A 17,646-nucleotide genomic window follows, 5' to 3' on the forward strand; every position below is an offset into this window, starting at 1 on the left:
GGCCGACTGTTCATCGGAGCTCGCCGGGCAGAAAGTATACGTACAGGTTTGATGGTTTACATTTAACGCGGTACGTTATACGATTCGATGATCACGACATTCGCAGACAAGGCCACCGCAAGAATTTTCCAGGGCAGGTTCGTGCATTCGTTGCCACGCTCGATCCAGGCGCTAGCGCATCGCAAGTTGCTGATGATCGACGCCGCGAGCTCCGTCTCGAATTTGCACGCGCCGCCCGGAAACCGGCTCGAAGCCTTGCAAGGTCAGCGCAGCGGGCAATGGAGCATCCGCATCAATGCGCAGTGGCGCATCTGTTTTCACTTCGTCGGCGAGGACGCGCTGAATGTCGAGATCATCGACTATCACTGACTACTGGGAGACCGACATGGTCATCAAACGCTCCGCGCTCAACAGCATCGATTTCTCCGACATCGATACGGGCGCGGCCATTGCCGAGATCCATCCGGGCGAAATTCTGCGCAGCGAGTTCCTCGAGCCGCTCGGCATGTCCGTCAACGCGCTCGCGCTCGCGCTGCGGGTGCCGGCGCCGCGCATCAACGACGTCGTGCGCGGCCGCCGCGCAATCTCCGCCGATACCGCGCTGCGGCTCGAGCGCTACTTCGGCGCCAGCGCGCAGTTCTGGCTCAATCTGCAAATCGCCTACGACCTGCGCGTCGCCACCGCCGCCGCCGGCGAGCAGATCGAACGGGAAATCGAACCGATGCCGCGCGCCGAGCGCCCGAAACTGCCCCGCGTGCCGGCCGGACACGCCCGGGCCGCGGCCCTCGCGGCCAGCGTCAGCGGCACCGTCTCGGCCAAGGCGCGCCGCAAGACCTGAAGCCGGCCGTGCGACCAAAAGCACGGAGCCGACACAAACGAGCGGTTAAAATCCCATCATTCTTCTAGCCTTCCGGAGTACAGCAATGTCTTTGCAACGTCGTACCACTCTCACGAAGTACCTGATCGAGCAGCAGCGCGAAACCAACAACCTGCCCGCCGACCTGCGCCTGCTGATCGAAGTCGTCGCGCGCGCGTGCAAGGCGATCAGCTACCACGTCAGCAAGGGCGCGCTCGGCGATGCGCTCGGCTCGGCGGGCAGCGAAAACGTCCAGGGAGAAGTGCAGAAGAAGCTCGACATCCTCTCGAACGAAATTCTGCTCGAGGCGAACGAATGGGGCGGCAACCTCGCGGGCATGGCCTCCGAGGAGATGGAACAATTCTTCCCGATTCCGGCCAACTATCCGAAGGGCGAATATCTGCTCGTGTTCGATCCGCTCGACGGCTCGTCGAACATCGACGTGAACGTGTCGATCGGTACGATCTTCTCGGTGCTGCGCTGCCCGGACGGCCATCAGGCCACCGAGCAATCGTTCCTGCAGCCGGGCACGCAGCAGGTCGCCGCGGGCTATGCGGTGTACGGCCCGCAAACGGTGCTCGTGCTGACTACCGGTAACGGCGTGAACTGCTTCACGCTCGATCGCGAGCTCGGCTCGTGGGTGCTCACGCAAAGCGACATGCGCATTCCCGTCGAAACGCGCGAGTACGCGATCAACGCGTCGAACGAACGCCACTGGTATCCGCCGGTTCAGCAATACATCGGCGAGCTGAAGGCGGGTAAGGACGGCTCGCGTCAGGCCGACTTCAACATGCGCTGGATCGCGTCGATGGTCTCCGACGTGCATCGCATCCTGAGTCGCGGCGGCATCTTCATGTACCCGGCCGACAAGCGCACGCCGGACAAGCCGGGCAAGCTGCGTCTGATGTACGAAGCGAATCCGATGGCGTTCATCGTCGAGCAGGCGGGCGGCGCCGCAACCAACGGCGAGAAGCGCATTCTCGACGTCCAGCCGAAGAGCCTGCACGAGCGCGTCGCGGTGTTCCTCGGCTCGAAGAACGAGGTCGATCGCGTGACCCGCTATCACCTCGAAGCGAAGAAGTGATCTCGAAAGAAAAAAATGCCTCAAGGGGCTTGCCAAGGCGCTAAAGTAGTCCCTATAATTTCGGTTCTCCTGATGCCGGAATAGCTCAGACGGTAGAGCAGCGCATTCGTAATGCGAAGGTCGGGGGTTCGATTCCTCTTTCCGGCACCATCAAGTTTCAAGCAAAAAGCCCAGTCCTCGCGACTGGGCTTTTTGTTTTCTGGAGCCTGTGTAGGCGCTGCGTAGGCATTTCACGTCAACTAGATGTGTTTTCGGACGGCCAGGTTCTCGAATATTTCACGAACTGTCGGCCGAGCCTAGCCTGGCGCATCTGGCCGAGTTCGACCCTGCTCTGCCGTTTGCTTGTCCGTCGGCCGAATGGCCGCCTTGAGATGGGGATGCGACACAGCCTCCTGCCGGCATAATCAGGAAATCTGCCAGTGCCGACAAGTGGGGCCAAGCCGATTTCTATCGAGCATGCACGCTGCTCGCCCGAGGCCACCGTTGACGCGTCCGCGCATTGAAGTCATTGATCAATCGGCTGATCCAGTCGTGCAGTAGTGAGCAAACTGTTCTGCGGAGAGCGCGAAACCCTTCTGCCTGGCGAGTTCCCAAGGACGTTCGCATTGGTGCGTGGATTCACACCAGGAATACCCAGCCGAACCAATACAACCATGTGCATCGCGATCTGCACCGACAACGGGTGACGGGCTGCTGGGCGGCGAGGCCGCGCAAGCGCCTAGCAAGCATGTCATCGTGACAGTGGCCAGGCAAAGAGAAAAGTAGTCTCGGCGCATAAAATGAGTCCCGGATTTGTGTGACGTCGGATTTTGGTCTTTTGCCGTTTGCGAGTCGCGCAATAGCGCTTGTGGGCTAACCGGCAGCGAGCCGCTGCCGGTTCCGACCGCGCTCGATGCTAACGGCCAATCTGCTGTATGCCCGCCAGTCGCCAGGCCGGGTCGCCATGCTCGTGGCCCACGATGTTCCAAACCTCCTCAAACGGTTGCGCCGTCTGCGCGTCCTCGTCTTCCCGCATCTGGCCGTGAAAGCGAAGGCTAACCAGTGTTTCGCTGCCATTGTGTTCCGTGCTCAACAATTCCACGTCCAACTGCGTGATTTCCGTATGGCTCGGCTGGTTGCCCCGATCTTCCAGGTCCCGCTTGATCACCGCGAACATTTCCGGGGTTGTCAGCTCGAAAAGGTCGCCTTGTTCGTTCTGGTCCCAGGCGCGTTGCAGACGCAGGAACAAGGTCCTGGCCGATGCCAGCAAGACCGCCTGATCGAGCCCGACAGGCAGCCCCGGCACTGTCGTTGTTTGTGCCGCTGCGGCGGGATTCATCGCTGTGCGCGGCCAGGCACCGAAATTCGTCTCAGGCGCCGCCTGCCCGCTCTGATTCATGAGCAAGGAGCCGTTCACGCGCTGCCCGTTCGCCGCGTCGTGCCCATAAGCGAGATCCGGACGGCGCCGGTTGGCAATGAAGCGGAACAGCATGATGCCGGCGACAATCACGAGGCCGATCACCACTACGCTCGACAGCATCTGGGCCAGCCCTTCACCCAGCCCCAACGACGACATCAGCGCGGCAATGCCGAGTCCTGCGGCCAGGCCGGCGAGCGGGCCCATCCAGCGGTTGGCTGGCTTCGCGGCAGCGGCCGCCGGCGCGGCCTGCTGCGCCGGTTGAGCTTGCTGGCTCCGTTGGCCTTGCCCGGACGGCGACGCCGTCTGCGACTGGCGGCCGACACTACTACCACCGCCAATACGCTTCGCTTCGGCATGGTTGGATGCGACAGTGCCCGCGACGAGCACTAGCGCCATGGCCAGGACAGCTGCACCACGCGTCACGACACTCGCAAGGCGTCGCAACTGATTGATTGTGTGCGAATACATAAGAATCTCTTTCGTGTAGGACAGAAACTCGCGAAGGTCGCCCGAACGCGTCTTTCCATCGCGGACCGCAAATAGCGAGCAATACCGCTCGTACGATGCCACCGTAGCCGTGCAAGCATGGCTTGCTTAGACGGCATCAGGCTCAGCGCTCCAGGTGCACTCGCGTTGACTCGCGCGGCGCCTCGCGACGCGCGCCTGGCGCCTGCGGACGATCGAAGAAACGGCGCGGGCAAGCGCGAGATCGAGGGCGCCGCGCCAATCTTTCGCAATCGACGTCACCACGACCGGATTCGCACCGGGCACCTGCACCTGCACCTGGCAACGCTTATCGAGTCCGCGGCGCGGGCCGTTGACGTCGGAGAGATTGACGGTGGCCCGGGAAACCAGCCAGGCCATCCGGCGGAACACAAACTGGGTGCGTTGGCGCGCGAAGCTGCGCAAGCGTGCAGCTTCAATGTCGCAGGACTTGAACAGGACTTGCATGAGACCTCCATCAGAAACAGAAAGAAAAGACGGGTTAGCGAAACAACGACCGCCGGGGCGGAAGCCTGAGTGCTTAGTCGTTGAAGCCAGTTTATCGGTTTAACGCGTCATTACAATCACCTTTCACCCAATAGATACTTGTCGCGTCTGCAACGTCACCCCAGTGGGCGCAAAGCAATACAAACGACGAAACGCCGGAGCGAATGACGAATTCGCGCCGGCGCAAAAATGCAATGAAACGCTAATATTGGAAAGGGATGGAATGCCGGTCTGCGCGGCTGAATGCAGGCCCGGTTGCAGACGATGAAGCGGCGACGATGCCGCTCGCCGGAGATCACCGGGCCGGGCAGTCGAAAGCGCCCGGCCATCCGGCTGATAGCCCATTAACTTCCTTTGTAGATCGAATGATCCGAGGCCACCTGGGTCGGTGCGCCGGAAGCGGCCGAGCCCGATTTCACGCCACCGTGGCCACTGAGTGCCTGCTGAGCCGCCACGCTTTTCAGCGCGGCCTGGAGGTGCGTGGGGTAGTGCGCGTCACCGTGGTTGCCGTCGTAGCCCGCTTGCCGCAGCTGGGCCAGCTCCGCGCGCACTTGCTCACGGGTGAGGGGGCCGTTGCTGTTAGCGGATGCAATCGTCGGCAGAACGAGGACCGAAACGAGTGCGATAACCGGAATGAATGTTTTAGCCATGGTTAATTCTCCAATTTAATTTCAGAAACAGAAAATACTGGGTTAGCGAAACAACGACCGCTGGGGCGGAAGCCTGTGTGCTTAGTCGTTGAAGCCAGTTTATCGGTTTAACACATCATTACAATCACCTTTCACCCAACAGATACTTTCCGCATCTGCAACGTCATCGGGGTACCTCGCGGCGCAAAGCAATTACAAACGACGAAACGCCGGAGCGAAACGAATTCGCCCCGGCGCAAGAATGCAATGAAACTGTCGCTAATACTGGAAGGGGGATGGAATGCCGGTCTGCGCGGCTAAGTGCAGGCTGCCGTCACGCGCATTCGTCATGCCGCTGGCCGCGACCTGCGCAGTCGTGGTGGTCTCGTGCAAAATCCAGGCCGGTGTTGGTTATCGCCGCAAGACGTTATTCATCGTGGCCCGGCGTCCTGCGACTGCGCGCCATCGAATCGCACCCAGTTGGGCGCACTGCCGGACAGCGGTGCGGCAGCCTACAGCAAAAGCAGCGTTGCCGAGACGACGCACGTCGGCACGACGGCAGCGAGCAACAGGCCGACCAGGCTGACTGACTCATCATGGAATCCCTTGTGCACGATGGCGAGTCCTGCGGGATTCGGCGCGTTGGCGATCACTGTGAGTCCGCCTCCAGCGACTGCGCCGGCCAGCAGCATGTACTTCGCCTGGTCCGGAAGGCCCGCGATCAGCGAGCCGAGATAGGTAATCGCCGCGTTGTCCATGATCGCCGTCAGGCCAAGCGCGCCGGCATAAAGTGCGTAAGCATCGAGCGATGCGACGACCGGCTGCAGCCACCATCGCTGCAAACCCCCGAGCACGACCAGGCCTCCGAGAAAGAACGCTACCAGCAGGCTCTCGCGCAACATCAGCGGCGACTGGTACTGCTCGTATGCCTGCGTGAAGCCCAAAAAGAAAAGCAGGAGGCCGATGAAGACAACCGGGTGATGGGCCGACAGCACCACCGCGACGAGAAAGCCGGTGTGTATCAGCGTGACGCCCGTCGGAACGGGAACCGCGGCGGCGGGCGCGTCGTTGCGCTCTGCGTGCTTCGGGAGCTTGCGGTGCATGAATAGCAGCAGGCCTGTTGCGTTGACCAGCACGGCAATGGCCGCCTTCCAGCCAAACTGCGCCGCCATAAACGCGCTGTCCCATCCCCAGGCGGCGGCAACCATCAGCACCGGAGGCGCGGCATAGGCGGTCAGCATGCCGCCGACCGACACGTTGACAAACAGCACCGCGAGCGTGAGATATTTCCAGTGTTCGGCGATCGGCGACCTGAAAAGCCGGTCTCGCAGGATCAGCGCTGCCAGCGTCATTGCGGCCGGCTCCGTGATGAACGAGCCGAGCAACGGAACTAGGGTCAGGGAAAGCCAGATGACGCCTGTTTCCGTCTTGACGGGAAGGACACGCGCGATGTGCGACACGAGCGTCGTGACCGCGTCGAGAATGGGCCGGCTCGCGGCGATCACCATGATCACGAAGACAAACAGGGCTTCGGTGAAGGAGCGCGATTCAGCATAGGCCACGGCCTGCGCAGAACCGGCCAGCGCGACGATAGCCAGACACAGGATCAGGGCCCAGAGGCCGAAGACGACTTCCACTTCGCCGAGAAAGTGAAACAGGCCCGCGTGGTGCGGGTGCCGGTGGGCCAGAACCTCGAAGCGTTTCGCAAGGAGCGTATGGAGCAGGGCCAGTCCGAAGATGACTGTGCCGGCGATTTCAACTGAATGTGGCATGTGTTCGCTTTGAATGGCGATGGAACGGACTCTGGAACGCACGCGGTTGGTGTTGCCGCCGGCCGGATCGCTGGCCTCGCTTTTAGGCAGCTCTCAGCGTAGCCACGACATCGTGCCGCGTATCGGTATCGACGCGGGCAAGCAGCCTGACCGTGTGGAGGCCGATCCTGAGCGCGTCGACTTCGAGAAAGTTTCCGGAGGCCGCCATGAGGTTTGTAGTGCAAATTAATTGTGTCAATCCAGAATTCTGGCGGCAGGGCCGAGCGGCGCCTGGAATTCGTTGAACTTAAATTCTTATCGAGGGGCTAGCCGGACTCAATCGCCAGTTGACAGTTTCATTTGATCTATGAGGGTTGGCGGCCGAAATTCCCCTCGATTCCGCGCGTGAAGCATGCGCGGCAGCAATTGGCGTGAGGCGTCTAACGCGCTCAGCCATTCACATCTGATCGCCTGGCACGGACCCGTTGTTCAATGGAGTGTTACTCCGGCATCGCCGACGAATGGTGATTGAGGATCTTCCACTCCCCATCAACCTTCTTGTACACGAATGTATAGCGCGCATGCACCTTCTGATGCTTGCCGTTCTTCACCAGGTCGAACGTATAGACGCCCGTGTCCAGCGCCGAATCGTCGCTCAGCAAGCGGATCTCGCGGAGGTTGATCGTACCGTGCGGTTTCAGCTTCAGGAACTTCACGAAATAGTCCTTGATGCTGGCGGGAGTCGTGCGGACTTCATTGGAAACCGTTGGCTCCAGTACGGCATCGGGTGCGTACAGTCTGGCAACGGAGTCGGCGTCGCCCGTTGCGAGCGCCTCATTCCACCGATCGAACAGCGACGCGATTTCAGCTTCGCGCTGATTCGTCGGCGCCACGGCGATTTCGCGATAGACCTTCGGTACGAGGGCTTCGCCTGCAAACACGCTAGTGCTGAAAACAACTGCGGCGGCGATCAAAATCTTCTTCATTTTTGCGTTCAATCCATTTAAACGAGAGCCAACGAGGAGTCGGGAAACTACAGCCACCAGGCGCCTTAGGCTACAAGGGAACCTTTCAGGTATCGCCGCCTGCCAACGGCCAGCCAGCTATGTCGTCAGTCGACCTGTCTGGGACGTATTGTGATATTACACCCACTATTGATGTATTCGTCAACTATGACGTAATAGGAAAGTTTTAGCCTCGTTGTTCGCAAACGCTTCGCGCGAACAGACGCCTGATGACGTTGCAAGCGTGGAAACTCACGCGTCGACGCGCACGACGCAACGCTACGACCAACATTCGAGCGCGATCCGGTTTGAAGAGGTTGAGCGGATTTCTTTATAGAAGTGATCGCGCTTCTCATTCGGATCGCCGATGCTCTTCGAGAATCGCCTGAATGCGCCGGTGCGGTGGTTGTGGGGTCGTTGCAAAGGACAGCGCAGACCGTCCCTCTGATATCGACCTGGTAGTCTTTTGTCTGGAAGGCGCAGGACATTCGTTACTTCAAACGATAATCAAGCAATTCGCGCCGTCGAAAATTCTTTTCACGTTCGACGGCATGCACGATTTGGACAGAGTGATAGATCGCCTCGCTAGTGCGTTCCAGAACGCATTGTTGACAATCCAGCCCGCTGTGTCGAACGGCCGAAAGGGCCGGGCCCGGACGGTCGACCTGTGTTGCTGCGGTTGCGCCGCAGCATCGCCGCCAACTTCCGTAGCCGACCCACTTCCCACGTCAGGTCCGACGTTGTGCCAGTGGCCGTTTCCACGTGGACAAGCGGCGGTCAAACTCTTTGTTCGATCATCGGCGGTCGGTACGTTCTACTCCTGTAGACTGCCGCAATGACCCAAGAAATCGATTACCTCAATCCCAGCCTTCCTTCTGGTCTTCGGCGCGTGTCAATGCCCGTGGTCGATGCGACCCCCACAACGCTTGATGGATTCGGCAGGCTTGTAGCAGACCCGAGCGAGTGTTCGATCGAGATTGTGCAGTGGCCGGCAGTGGGTGCAAGGCCCGTTGACCCTGGAACCGGTGATGAGGCAGGCACGACCGAAGGCACATTTGTGAGCGAATGGCGCGGGGACATTCTGTACGGTCGAAACGAGGCTGTGGGCGGCAACTACATCCTTGCGTACGCAGTGGAGCCTGAAGCAGCCCGTGACGACAACACCAATGTACCGGAGCGCATGTTGCTTTGGCACGCGAACTACCACCCAGACGGTGGACAACTGTTCTTTCCTCTCGACCATCGCCCGTTCTACGTTCCCTTGGCGCTGCCCGGGGACGACATAGCGCCAGAGAAGTTCGTGTGCTTTCGCTTTGATGGACAGCAGGGCCTCTACATCCATCCAAACATCTGGCATGAAGGTGTGTTCACTCTCGAAGGAACCCAGCGGTTCTTTGACAAGCAGGGCGCCGTCCACGCGCGCGTCTCTGTCGACTTTGCCCGCGAGTTTGGTTGTCTCCTCGAGGCACCGATTGCCCGCGACGCCCAACCTCTTCGAGGCGGCAGCCTACAGCTGTAGCGCGTAGGGAACACCCGCTCCCGCCAGGTCCAGCGGACATACGTCCTCAGTTCGCCAGCATCGCATCCCTTTATGAGAGTGATGAGGCGCGCGCCACGCGCACGAGGTATCCCTGAAATTAACGGACGTCGCCGACAGGCGAACAACGTTAGTCATCGTTCGTCAGGAGAACTGCGAAACGACGTGTCGATTCGAACGTGGAAAACGCAATGACCAGGCCGACGGTGATCGGCACTGCGAGGAAGGCGCCCGCGATGCCCCAGATCGACGACCACACCGCCAGACTGATCAGGATCACCGCGGGGCTCAGGTTCAGTGAGCCGCCCATCAGCCACGGGTCGAGGAGATGGCCGACCACGAAGTTCGCGAGCGTGAGCGAGATGAACAGCACGATCGCCGCGTTCCACTGGCCGAACTGCAGCGCGGCGAGCAGCGTCGGCACCGCGACCGAGATCCACGAGCCCGCATACGGGATGAAGTTCAGTAGGCCGGCCAGCACCGCCCAAAGCTCCGCGAATTCGAGTCCGACGAGCCGCATGCAGGCCCAGCTCGCGATGCCAAGGATCGCGCCGAGCAGGGTCTTCATCGCGAGATAGACGCCGATCTTCGAGTTGATCTCGTCGATTACCGACACGATCCGCGTCGAGTCGCCCGCGAAGTTCACGAGCTTGCGGCGGTATTTCGCGTGCTCGATGAGAAAGAACGTCGCATAAAGCAGCACGACGATGACCGCCGCGAGCAGCGACGACACCGACGACAGCGTGGCGGTTATGATCGCCTGCACGTTGACGCTCGCTAACAGGTCGCGGCGGATCGCAGCCCAGTTGGCCTCCGTTTCGATGTGCAGCAGCGCGGCGAACTTCGTAAACAGTACGAGCAGCGTCGCCTCGTACTTCGGCGCGACGGCCATCAGCCGTTCCCTATCGGACAGCAGCAGGTCGACCGACAGGTAGACCGTGAAGAGCATCAGCGTCGCAGCGATCGCGTGGCGCAGGCCGTCCCGCAGGCGTGCACCGAGGTAGGGAATGCGGCGCAGCAGGTTGGCGAGACCGAAGACCACGTACGTCGCGATGATGCCGAACGCAATTGGCACCAGCACGGGGCGGCCGACATACAGTCCCCACCCGAGCAGTGTGGCGAGCACGGCCGCACATGTGCATTTCAGCAGGCCCGGGTCCATGCGTTTCCTCGCGAGCAGCGCTGCCTGGCGGGTTGTGGGCCGCCGCGTCAGTCGCAGCGGGACTTTTCGTCGGGTAGCGTCGGGTCGGCGGTGCGGTGCTTGCGCCGTCCTCGCCACAGCAGGCTGACGACGAGCGCGACGACACCCGCGCCGATCACGATCGCCATCGCAGCCGGCAGGTGCGAGCGGACCCACGGCACGTTGCCGAAAAAATACCCGGGACCCGCAAGTGAGCATATCCAGATCACCGCGCCGCCGGTCGCGAAGCGCACGAAGCGGCGAAACGGCATCTTCGTCGCGCCGGCGAGCGCGGGCGCGACCGCCCGGACGATTGCGATGAACGGAGAGTACAGCAGCAGCGCGGCGCCGTGACGTACGTAGAGCGCGCGCGTTCGCGCAGTCACCTTGTCGATCCAGCCGCTGCGCTTCGGGTTCCATACCGACGCGACGGCACGTGCCAGCGCATAGTTGAACACTTTTCCTGCAACCGCGGCCGCGACCAGCAACGGCGCGAGCCACACAGGCTGCAGCACGCCGACGGCAGCGAGCGCGCCGGACAGGAACAGGAGCATGTCCGCGGGCAGAATGACGAGCGGCAGTACGCCGACACTGCAGAAGACGATCGCCCCGAGGATTGCGTAGGCCAACGGCCCATGCCGGACCAGCAGCGCTTCGAGGTCCTGGTCCAGTTGCAAGACGAATTGCACGAACGTGGCCATGTGTGCCGGCTACGTGTCCGTTGGTGGAGGGGAAGTATAGCGGCAAGCGCGCAGCAGTCCCGCGCTTCGGCGAAGCGCTCTACAACTCGCTGGGCGAACCGAGACAGCTGATGGTGGTGAAGGCGGCTGAACATAACGACTGGATGGGCCGCGTCGACGAAACCTGGTGGCGGGAGGCGATCGGCTTGCTGCTCACGCCTTCGCATTGAAATATGAAAGCACGCTCCGTCCCGTCGAGCTGGAAACGCTTCTATGTCCTCGATCCGAAGAACAGGCCTGTCGAGGTGTTCGACCACGGCGCGTGGTCGCACTGGATGACTGAAAACGAACTGATCTTCCGCCGCACACTGCTGGACGAATCCGGCGTGATGGTCACGACCCGCTTCCGCGGTGTGTCCGAACCGAAAACCGGGGAGGTTTCGCTGTTCGTGACGCGCATCGCCGGAATGGAAGCGCGAGACAACACGAGCTACGGAGCACGTACGCTCGATGAGGCGCTGGAGCAGCATGAGCGCATCGTGCAGAAAATCCTCCGGATGCTGGCCGCGCGGTGATCGCCACAGCGCGACGATTCTCCGCGAGACGCAAATGCCACAGAAGGCGCAAGGGCGTGTAGATTAGGATCTTGTTGCGACCCACCACTGTGTCTTCGAATCGGTCGCGATCCGAACCAGTCCTGAAGTTGCACAGGAGCCGGCATGAACACGAAGCACAGCAAGAAAGGTCATCTCGAAGCCGCGGCGTCACACCACGAGCAGGCCGCGCGACATCACCGCGAGGCGTCGCGGCATTTCGATGACGGTCAAGACTTTGCCCACGCCGCACATCAGGCGATGATGGCCCATGGCCACACGTTGCATGCGATCGATCAGGCACACGACGCTGGCGCGCACAGCGCCAATACGCCATCAATAACGCCTCCATCGACCGGCTCAGCCGCAAGTGCCGCGGACGTGGCAAAACATCATGCGGCGGCCGTGGAGCTTCACACGCAGGCGGCGCAGCATATGCGCCACGCCGTCAAGCTCTTCGATCAGGATCGTAGCGCGGCCTCCCACGACGCACAGCTAGCGCTCTCCCTTGCACTGCGCGCTTTGTCCCATGGCAACGAAGCAGCCAGACTATTTGTCAAGCTCGCTGCCAGTGGTGCATCGTGAGTTAAGGCCGGTTGAATTCAAGCCAGTCACAACTTATTTGGTGGAGTATTCGGAGTGGTGCGGTATCCGCTTATACCGATTCTTGAGCGCACCGAAAGCTGAATCGCTTTCTGCACGGCATGCACGCCGTACAGCACCAGGTTGTCGCGCGGATCTACGGTCGTGGGCCTGCCGCAAAGATCCGCGCATTGATAGGCATGGCGCAATCCAGCGCGCCACTCGCGACCAGGCCTTTCGCCCCACTCAGGTGAAGCCGGTAAGGAAAGGTGCTCAACCGGCGTAGCGCTGAAACTGGCTCGTTCAACTACACTTCGTCGCCTGAGCGGACGGGCAAGGAGGAACGCGCTGGTCATCTGGGAACGAGCTGTAGATGCGGCGCTGTACGCGCTTAAACCGCGACCGCTAAAAGAGCCGCTGATGGATGCCGGATTCGCTCGTTGACAATGAGATCGGGACTCAACTCTTGTTTGTTGAACGACCCAAACTGGGCCGAAACCAGAAGTTCCTCTCCGTGCTCGCGCGAGGCCACGCAAGTGCTAGTGCATGGTATGCGTGACGTGGAAATAGATTTCAGGCGCCTCATCGCGCCCCGTCCTGCGCTTCGCTGTCCGACGCATCAATGCACGCATATATGCGACCCACGTACGAGATTTGCCGAAACCGCCGCATTGGCATCGCGGAGCGCAGCGGCCAGTTCGTGCGCAAATATGCGTTGAAACACCGCCAGCGCTCCTTCATTTCCTCTACCACCCGTTGCGAATAGCCAGCGAGCGAGTCACGACAACCATTTGCCGTATCGCGCTCGAACAACTCATCCGCTATCCGCTGCGCCGCCGTTTGCCGGTTATCCCGATTCGCCGGTTCACCAGCCTCGGTGGGTAGTTTCGCATCGCACTCTGGGAGCGCCATTTCGTCGGGCAAAGTCATCCCAGATGTCCCGCGCCATGCCTGCAACACGATCCGTAGCATACCGAACGTGGTCAGCCCGACATCGCCGTCGTTATAGAGGAAGCAGTACACGCACGAGTTGCACAATGCCCAGTGGCAGCCCCCTTCGTTGTCGGCAAAGTGATGAACGACGGCGAGCAACGCCGCGAACGCACGCAGCCCAGTCAGGCCGTAGATCTTTCGCATTGAATTGCCCGGCGATCACGCAAGTGAGCACGACGCAGCGCCAGGTAAAAGAGGTGCGGCCATGCGATGCGCGGCTCCCAGCGGCAAATAGTGTTGACGCAACGATGTTGCGAGACAGGCCTACCCTCCTCGCGCAGCCGGCCTTCGGTATCGGCTGTTTGCAGACTGATGCGGGTGTGGTTGCCGGTTCACCCGACAACGGGTGAGAGGCCGACGGCAGCACGGCAATTGCATCGTATAAGTTCGCCGCAACGCGGTGTGCGCTAACACCCCACTTGATCGGTAAGGTCTCGAGGGTGCGCCGACGAGTCGCTTCGGGCCTGATACAGCCGTTTGCGGTCAGCGTTGCGCCGCGTCCGGCGCAACGTCGTGGCGCAACGCATGGCCAGCCTGGTCGGGAACGTGGAGCGGGTCGTACGACCGTGGCATCGCGAGGTTGCGCGCAACGACGGTATCGGCCTGTGCGCTCGGCTGCTGGCGTGGCGCGCCGTATGCGGCTATCGCTTGCGCGGGTGCCGACGCGAACCACAAGATCCTGCCGGCGCATTCGATGCCAACCTGACGTCCGTTCCAGTAGACAGCGTTTTCCATCGCAACCTCTCCCCGAACATGAAGAACGTCATCATCCGCGCTGCGCCTCGCGTGTCCGTCTGCCAGCGCACGTCGAGCCATCAGTAGTCGCTTCAATCATAGGTGGCCCGGTGCGCTGCGCATGACTTGTCACCAAATGAGGTCCTTTTGTCACAGCAATGCGGGAATGTGTTTGCCAACCCCTGTTTGTCAGTTGATTAATGACCAAATCTTTAAATAGTGTTTTGCGCGGTCAACGCGATGGGGAATGGGTCGTTTACAAAGAATTAGACTGCAAGTTATGCAATCGGCAAATTGCGTACGTTCAGTTCAGGAAAAGCGAAAAACCTGTTGATGCGGCAATGCACAAGTTTGTCACGTTTTAGTCATGCGACAACGTTAGATGCAGCGCGGCGAAAATATCGATCGGTCGTGCTAAAGCCTACGCTGGGCAAGGCTCAGAGGGACTGGCAGAAGGAGCGGGAAGGAGTTGATTTCGCGCTGGCAATTAAGCGGATCAAGCAGACCGCGAAACGCAGGCAATAGTCAGACGATAAATTTTATTCAATCCTTCCGCTGGTGTGTCGGCTTGTGCCGTTAAAGCAACAGAGTGTGTATGACTCGCATCGGACACTGGTGCGATGCAGGGAACGAGGCCGATAATCGATTCGCAAAGGAGAAAGATCATGGATGCCAAACCACCGAAGATTCCGACCCCGGACAAAGTTCTTTACCCGGATCCGGAACCTGTGGCCGTCGAGTTTTTGGGAGCCGAGCTGCCCGAGCATGTTCGCGCTTTCTTTGACGAACAACGCAAGTCGTGCGATCCGAAGTAACGGTTCCTTGGCGCGGCGCAGCATTCGCGCTCGTTGATTTCACGCGCAGCGAATACTCGCGTCCTCATTACGCGTCCGACATCTCCGTCATGACGTTGGATCAGCTCGCCTGAGCACAGCAGTTGCACTGGGCCACGCGGCTCGAGCGTGTACGCGCGTCCTTCTCTCGCCCACTTCCCCCCGACGAGCCGTGTGAATCGACCCGGTGCTCGCAGATTGCGGCGCATCATTTATTCTTCTGGTTTTTCCGTCAACGGCCGCCCGGCCACGTCCACCTCATGAATCATTTGCATCGCTTCGGCGCGTCATGCGCGCTCGTCATCGCCGCCGCCTTCGCCTTCTCGCCCGCCCCCGCCCTCGCCGACGGTGACGACACCGCGCTCACGAGCCTGATCGCGCTGGTTTCGCAGCGCCTTGCACTCGCGGAACCGGTCGCACGCTGGAAGTGGGCGAACCACCAGCCGATCACCGATATGCCGCGGGAAAACGCGCTGCTCGCCGAGGTGGAAAAGCGCGCCGCGGCGGCAAACGTCGACCCGGCGTTCGCCCGCGCGTTCTTCCAGGATCAGATCGATGCGAGCAAAGACGTGCAGAACGCGCTCTTCGCGAACTGGCGTCGCACCCAGCCACCGCAAGGTCCCGCACCCGATCTCGCAACCAGCACCCGACCGCAGCTCGACAAGCTGACACAGTCGTTGATGGCGAGTCTGGCGCGCGTGCAGCCGCTGCGCGCGGCGGACGATTGTCCGTCGCGGGTCGCGCAATCGCTGGCTAACTGGAAGGCGCTGACGCGCTATGACTCTGCGCATTCGAGCGCGTTGACGCACGCACTAGGTCACGTGTGCGAAACGGGCGGAGTCGGCGCCACCGGCTGATTCCGGTAACGCCACGGCGCGCGCACGTCGCATAAGCGTCACGCGACGATGCTCGACTCAGGGCTGTCACGCGACACGCTCAACGGCATCACGCGCAGGCCTCGCGCCAGATGGCTTTGCAGGATACGGTACGTCGAGAGTTCGAACGACCCAGCCAGCATCGACGCATGCAGCTGCGCCGCCGCGACGAGCGAGGGCGCGTGCCCGAGGTAGCGCCAGCGATCGACCACGTGGAAGATACCCTGCGCGTCCTCACGCTCCTCGAACACGATGGGCCCCTCGAACGGCCACGGCGCGTTCGCGGGATCGCTCTTCGTCACGCGCGGCAAGCGGTTGTGGCCCGGCCGCAGCGTTGCGATCCACTGCGCCTCCGCGAGCATCGCGCCGAGTTCGCCGCCAGTCGCGTGCCATTCGACGCGTCGCACGAGCTGCGCTAGCCGCATATCCTTCGACGAACGCCGCTCGCCAGTCAAATGCGAGCGCAGCCGCTGACGCACGCGCACGCTGCGACCGACATACAGCGGCGCATCGTCTTCGCCATAAAACGCATACACGCCACAGCCAGCCGGCGCGGTGTCGAGCAAATCTTCGGTGATGTCGCCGGCGAGCCGGTAGCGACGCGTCGTGCGCTCGATCTGCGCGCGCAGCGCTTCCAGCGGCACGAGCGTCGGCAGACGCTGCCAGAACTGCCAGATCAGATCGGCGTCGGCGAGCGCGCGGTGGCGGTCGGACGGCACCAGCGCATGGCGTTCGACCAGCGCATCGAGACCGTGGCGCTTTTCGCCGGGAAACAGCGCGCGCGACAGCCGCACCGTGCACAGCACGTCCGGATCGAACGCGATTCCCGCGCGACGAAATTCGCTGCGTAAAAATCCGCGATCGAAACTCGCGTTGTGCGCGACGAACAGCTTGCCGTTCAAGCGCTCGAACAACGCGGGCGCGATCGACTCGAACGTCGGTGCGCCGCGCACCATGTCGTTCGTGATGCCGGTCAGCTGTTGGATGAACGACGGAATCGGCTGCTGCGGGTCGATCAGGCTGCTCCAGCGCGAGACGCCGGCCAGCCCGACTTCGACGACGCCAACCTCAGTAATGCGGTGCTCGCTCGTGGAGCCGCCGGTCGTTTCGAGATCTACGAAAACGATGGGTGCATCGAGTGCCGGTTCCGGCGAAAGCAGTTCAGACATGGGACAAGGGATTCGGGCGCATGAATTTGCGGCAAGTATGCACCAGTTGGACGTTGCGCATCCAGACAGCGCCGCGTGCGCAGCTGGAAACTGCGTCGGCATGGGCCGTCGATTTTGCGCTGAAATCCCGCAGACGCTTAAACCAGACCATTAATCCTGACGTAGTCAATTCGTTTCGATGGATTATCTTCCGACAATAATGCGTATTGTTGAACCACGCAGTTACCGAAGATCCGACCTGGGAGACATCTAGATAAAAATAAAAACCCTCGCGCGACGGCGAGGGTTTTTCGCTCCCGATTGCGCGGGCGGCGCGCCCAGCCCAGCGCATTTACAGCGGCTGAATGTTGGCCGCCTGCTTGCCCTTCGGGCTGGTCTTGACTTCAAAAGACACGCGCTGATTTTCCTTCAACGACTTGAAGCCCTCGCTGCGGATCTCCGAAAAGTGCGCGAACAGATCCTCGCCACCCACGTCCGACGTGATGAAGCCAAAACCCTTAGCATCGTTGAACCATTTGACGACACCAGTTTCCATTTCCTGTTTTCCCTCGGTGATTTATCCAAAGCGGGCGTTGCCCTTGAATCGATCCAACCCCGATTCAATTGCCTATATCTGATCAAGACAGAAACAGCCAATCAAATTCGGCTTTGCCGTTATACGGGGAACAGAGAATGACCGTCAAGTAAACTTTTCATATGCGTTTAGCGTATAAAAAGATAAGACTTCAAACTACACGGATATAGGTCGGCGCGTCA

At 60.9% G+C, this 17,646-nt stretch carries 22 protein-coding genes and 1 tRNA gene; 10 read left to right on the plus strand and 13 right to left on the minus strand.

Translation table 11 applies throughout. The annotated features are described in order from the left end of the window. Positions 1-87 precede the first annotated feature (87 nt). From OKW26_RS29475 to OKW26_RS29490, 4 genes are all read left to right on the plus strand, one after another. Positions 88-369 carry a type II toxin-antitoxin system RelE/ParE family toxin gene (locus OKW26_RS29475; protein WP_090801404.1) on the plus strand — a complete coding sequence of 94 codons (282 nt, stop codon included), beginning with the start codon at positions 88-90 and terminating at the stop codon, positions 367-369. A 16-nt stretch (positions 370-385) separates the two neighbouring features. Next, positions 386-838 carry a HigA family addiction module antitoxin gene (locus OKW26_RS29480; RefSeq protein WP_090801406.1) on the plus strand — a complete coding sequence of 151 codons (453 nt, stop codon included), beginning with the start codon at positions 386-388 and terminating at the stop codon, positions 836-838. 85 nt (positions 839-923) lie between these two features. Then, entirely contained in the window at positions 924-1,940 is a 1,017-nt protein-coding gene (locus OKW26_RS29485; protein WP_090801408.1) for a class 1 fructose-bisphosphatase, read from the plus strand. 74 nt (positions 1,941-2,014) lie between these two features. Next, a tRNA-Thr gene (locus OKW26_RS29490) sits at positions 2,015-2,090 on the plus strand. Between the two features lie 362 nt (positions 2,091-2,452). On the opposite strand, the gene OKW26_RS29495 is transcribed toward OKW26_RS29490, so the two are convergent. From OKW26_RS29495 to OKW26_RS29525, 7 genes are all read right to left on the minus strand, one after another. Further along, positions 2,453-2,716, minus strand: a complete 264-nt coding sequence (locus tag OKW26_RS29495) for a hypothetical protein (protein ID WP_429355983.1) — start codon at positions 2,714-2,716, stop codon at positions 2,453-2,455. A gap of 119 nt (positions 2,717-2,835) precedes the next feature. Further along, entirely contained in the window at positions 2,836-3,807 is a 972-nt protein-coding gene (locus OKW26_RS29500) for a Tim44 domain-containing protein (RefSeq protein ID WP_429355984.1), read from the minus strand. Positions 3,808-3,933: 126 nt separating this feature from the next. Then, complete coding sequence (locus tag OKW26_RS29505; protein WP_090801418.1) at positions 3,934-4,290, minus strand: hypothetical protein; 357 nt, start codon at positions 4,288-4,290, stop codon at positions 3,934-3,936. Between the two features lie 383 nt (positions 4,291-4,673). After that, positions 4,674-4,979: a DUF4148 domain-containing protein gene (locus OKW26_RS29510; protein ID WP_184068778.1), complete on the minus strand. Its 306-nt coding sequence runs from the start codon at positions 4,977-4,979 to the stop codon at positions 4,674-4,676. A gap of 491 nt (positions 4,980-5,470) precedes the next feature. Beyond that, a complete protein-coding gene (locus OKW26_RS29515; protein ID WP_429355985.1) occupies positions 5,471-6,730 on the minus strand; it encodes a putative Na+/H+ antiporter in 1,260 nt (419 codons plus the stop codon). 82 nt (positions 6,731-6,812) lie between these two features. Then, entirely contained in the window at positions 6,813-6,938 is a 126-nt protein-coding gene (locus OKW26_RS29520) for a PliI family lysozyme inhibitor of I-type lysozyme (RefSeq protein ID WP_143037115.1), read from the minus strand. 271 nt (positions 6,939-7,209) lie between these two features. Continuing rightward, positions 7,210-7,695 (minus strand): SgcJ/EcaC family oxidoreductase, encoded by a 486-nt coding sequence (locus OKW26_RS29525; protein ID WP_429355986.1) that lies wholly within the window; start codon positions 7,693-7,695, stop codon positions 7,210-7,212. Between the two features lie 853 nt (positions 7,696-8,548). On the opposite strand from OKW26_RS29525, the gene OKW26_RS29530 reads away from it, so the two are divergent. Further along, complete coding sequence (locus OKW26_RS29530) at positions 8,549-9,232, plus strand: ureidoglycolate lyase (RefSeq protein WP_429355987.1); 684 nt, start codon at positions 8,549-8,551, stop codon at positions 9,230-9,232. A gap of 148 nt (positions 9,233-9,380) precedes the next feature. On the opposite strand, the gene OKW26_RS29535 is transcribed toward OKW26_RS29530, so the two are convergent. Together OKW26_RS29535 and OKW26_RS29540 are read right to left on the minus strand one after the other, a co-directional pair. Beyond that, on the minus strand, positions 9,381-10,412 hold the full coding sequence (locus tag OKW26_RS29535) for an AI-2E family transporter (protein ID WP_429355988.1): 1,032 nt from the start codon (positions 10,410-10,412) through the stop codon (positions 9,381-9,383). A gap of 47 nt (positions 10,413-10,459) precedes the next feature. Then, positions 10,460-11,131 (minus strand): DedA family protein, encoded by a 672-nt coding sequence (locus OKW26_RS29540; protein WP_429355989.1) that lies wholly within the window; start codon positions 11,129-11,131, stop codon positions 10,460-10,462. A 23-nt stretch (positions 11,132-11,154) separates the two neighbouring features. Here OKW26_RS29540 and OKW26_RS29545 point away from each other — a divergent pair, with 23 nt between their 5' ends. The 3 genes from OKW26_RS29545 to OKW26_RS29555 all read left to right on the plus strand — a co-directional run bounded on the left by OKW26_RS29545 (position 11,155) and on the right by OKW26_RS29555 (position 12,288). After that, positions 11,155-11,340 (plus strand): hypothetical protein, encoded by a 186-nt coding sequence (locus tag OKW26_RS29545; protein WP_429355990.1) that lies wholly within the window; start codon positions 11,155-11,157, stop codon positions 11,338-11,340. A 3-nt stretch (positions 11,341-11,343) separates the two neighbouring features. Continuing rightward, on the plus strand, positions 11,344-11,685 hold the full coding sequence (locus OKW26_RS29550; protein ID WP_429355991.1) for a hypothetical protein: 342 nt from the start codon (positions 11,344-11,346) through the stop codon (positions 11,683-11,685). 144 nt (positions 11,686-11,829) lie between these two features. Beyond that, entirely contained in the window at positions 11,830-12,288 is a 459-nt protein-coding gene (locus OKW26_RS29555; RefSeq protein ID WP_429355992.1) for a hypothetical protein, read from the plus strand. Between the two features lie 579 nt (positions 12,289-12,867). Here the strand turns inward: OKW26_RS29555 and OKW26_RS29560 are convergent. Together OKW26_RS29560 and OKW26_RS29565 are read right to left on the minus strand one after the other, a co-directional pair. Next, positions 12,868-13,422 carry a hypothetical protein gene (locus OKW26_RS29560; protein ID WP_429355993.1) on the minus strand — a complete coding sequence of 185 codons (555 nt, stop codon included), beginning with the start codon at positions 13,420-13,422 and terminating at the stop codon, positions 12,868-12,870. A gap of 339 nt (positions 13,423-13,761) precedes the next feature. Continuing rightward, complete coding sequence (locus OKW26_RS29565) at positions 13,762-14,013, minus strand: hypothetical protein (protein WP_184053110.1); 252 nt, start codon at positions 14,011-14,013, stop codon at positions 13,762-13,764. 665 nt (positions 14,014-14,678) lie between these two features. Here OKW26_RS29565 and OKW26_RS29570 point away from each other — a divergent pair. After that, the gene (locus OKW26_RS29570) at positions 14,679-14,828 is read left to right on the plus strand and encodes a hypothetical protein (protein ID WP_018421453.1); all 150 of its coding nucleotides are present in this window, start codon (positions 14,679-14,681) and stop codon (positions 14,826-14,828) included. A gap of 278 nt (positions 14,829-15,106) precedes the next feature. Beyond that, positions 15,107-15,703, plus strand: a complete 597-nt coding sequence (locus OKW26_RS29575; protein ID WP_429355994.1) for a chorismate mutase — start codon at positions 15,107-15,109, stop codon at positions 15,701-15,703. A 38-nt stretch (positions 15,704-15,741) separates the two neighbouring features. Here OKW26_RS29575 and OKW26_RS29580 read toward each other — a convergent pair whose 3' ends face one another. Together OKW26_RS29580 and OKW26_RS29585 are read right to left on the minus strand one after the other, a co-directional pair. Further along, on the minus strand, positions 15,742-16,890 hold the full coding sequence (locus OKW26_RS29580; protein ID WP_429355995.1) for an exonuclease domain-containing protein: 1,149 nt from the start codon (positions 16,888-16,890) through the stop codon (positions 15,742-15,744). Between the two features lie 331 nt (positions 16,891-17,221). After that, the gene (locus tag OKW26_RS29585; RefSeq protein WP_018421456.1) at positions 17,222-17,425 is read right to left on the minus strand and encodes a cold-shock protein; all 204 of its coding nucleotides are present in this window, start codon (positions 17,423-17,425) and stop codon (positions 17,222-17,224) included. Positions 17,426-17,646: the final 221 nt, after the last annotated feature.

Source organism: Paraburkholderia sp. 32, from assembly GCF_050435345.1.
Lineage (GTDB): Bacteria > Pseudomonadota > Gammaproteobacteria > Burkholderiales > Burkholderiaceae > Paraburkholderia > Paraburkholderia tuberum.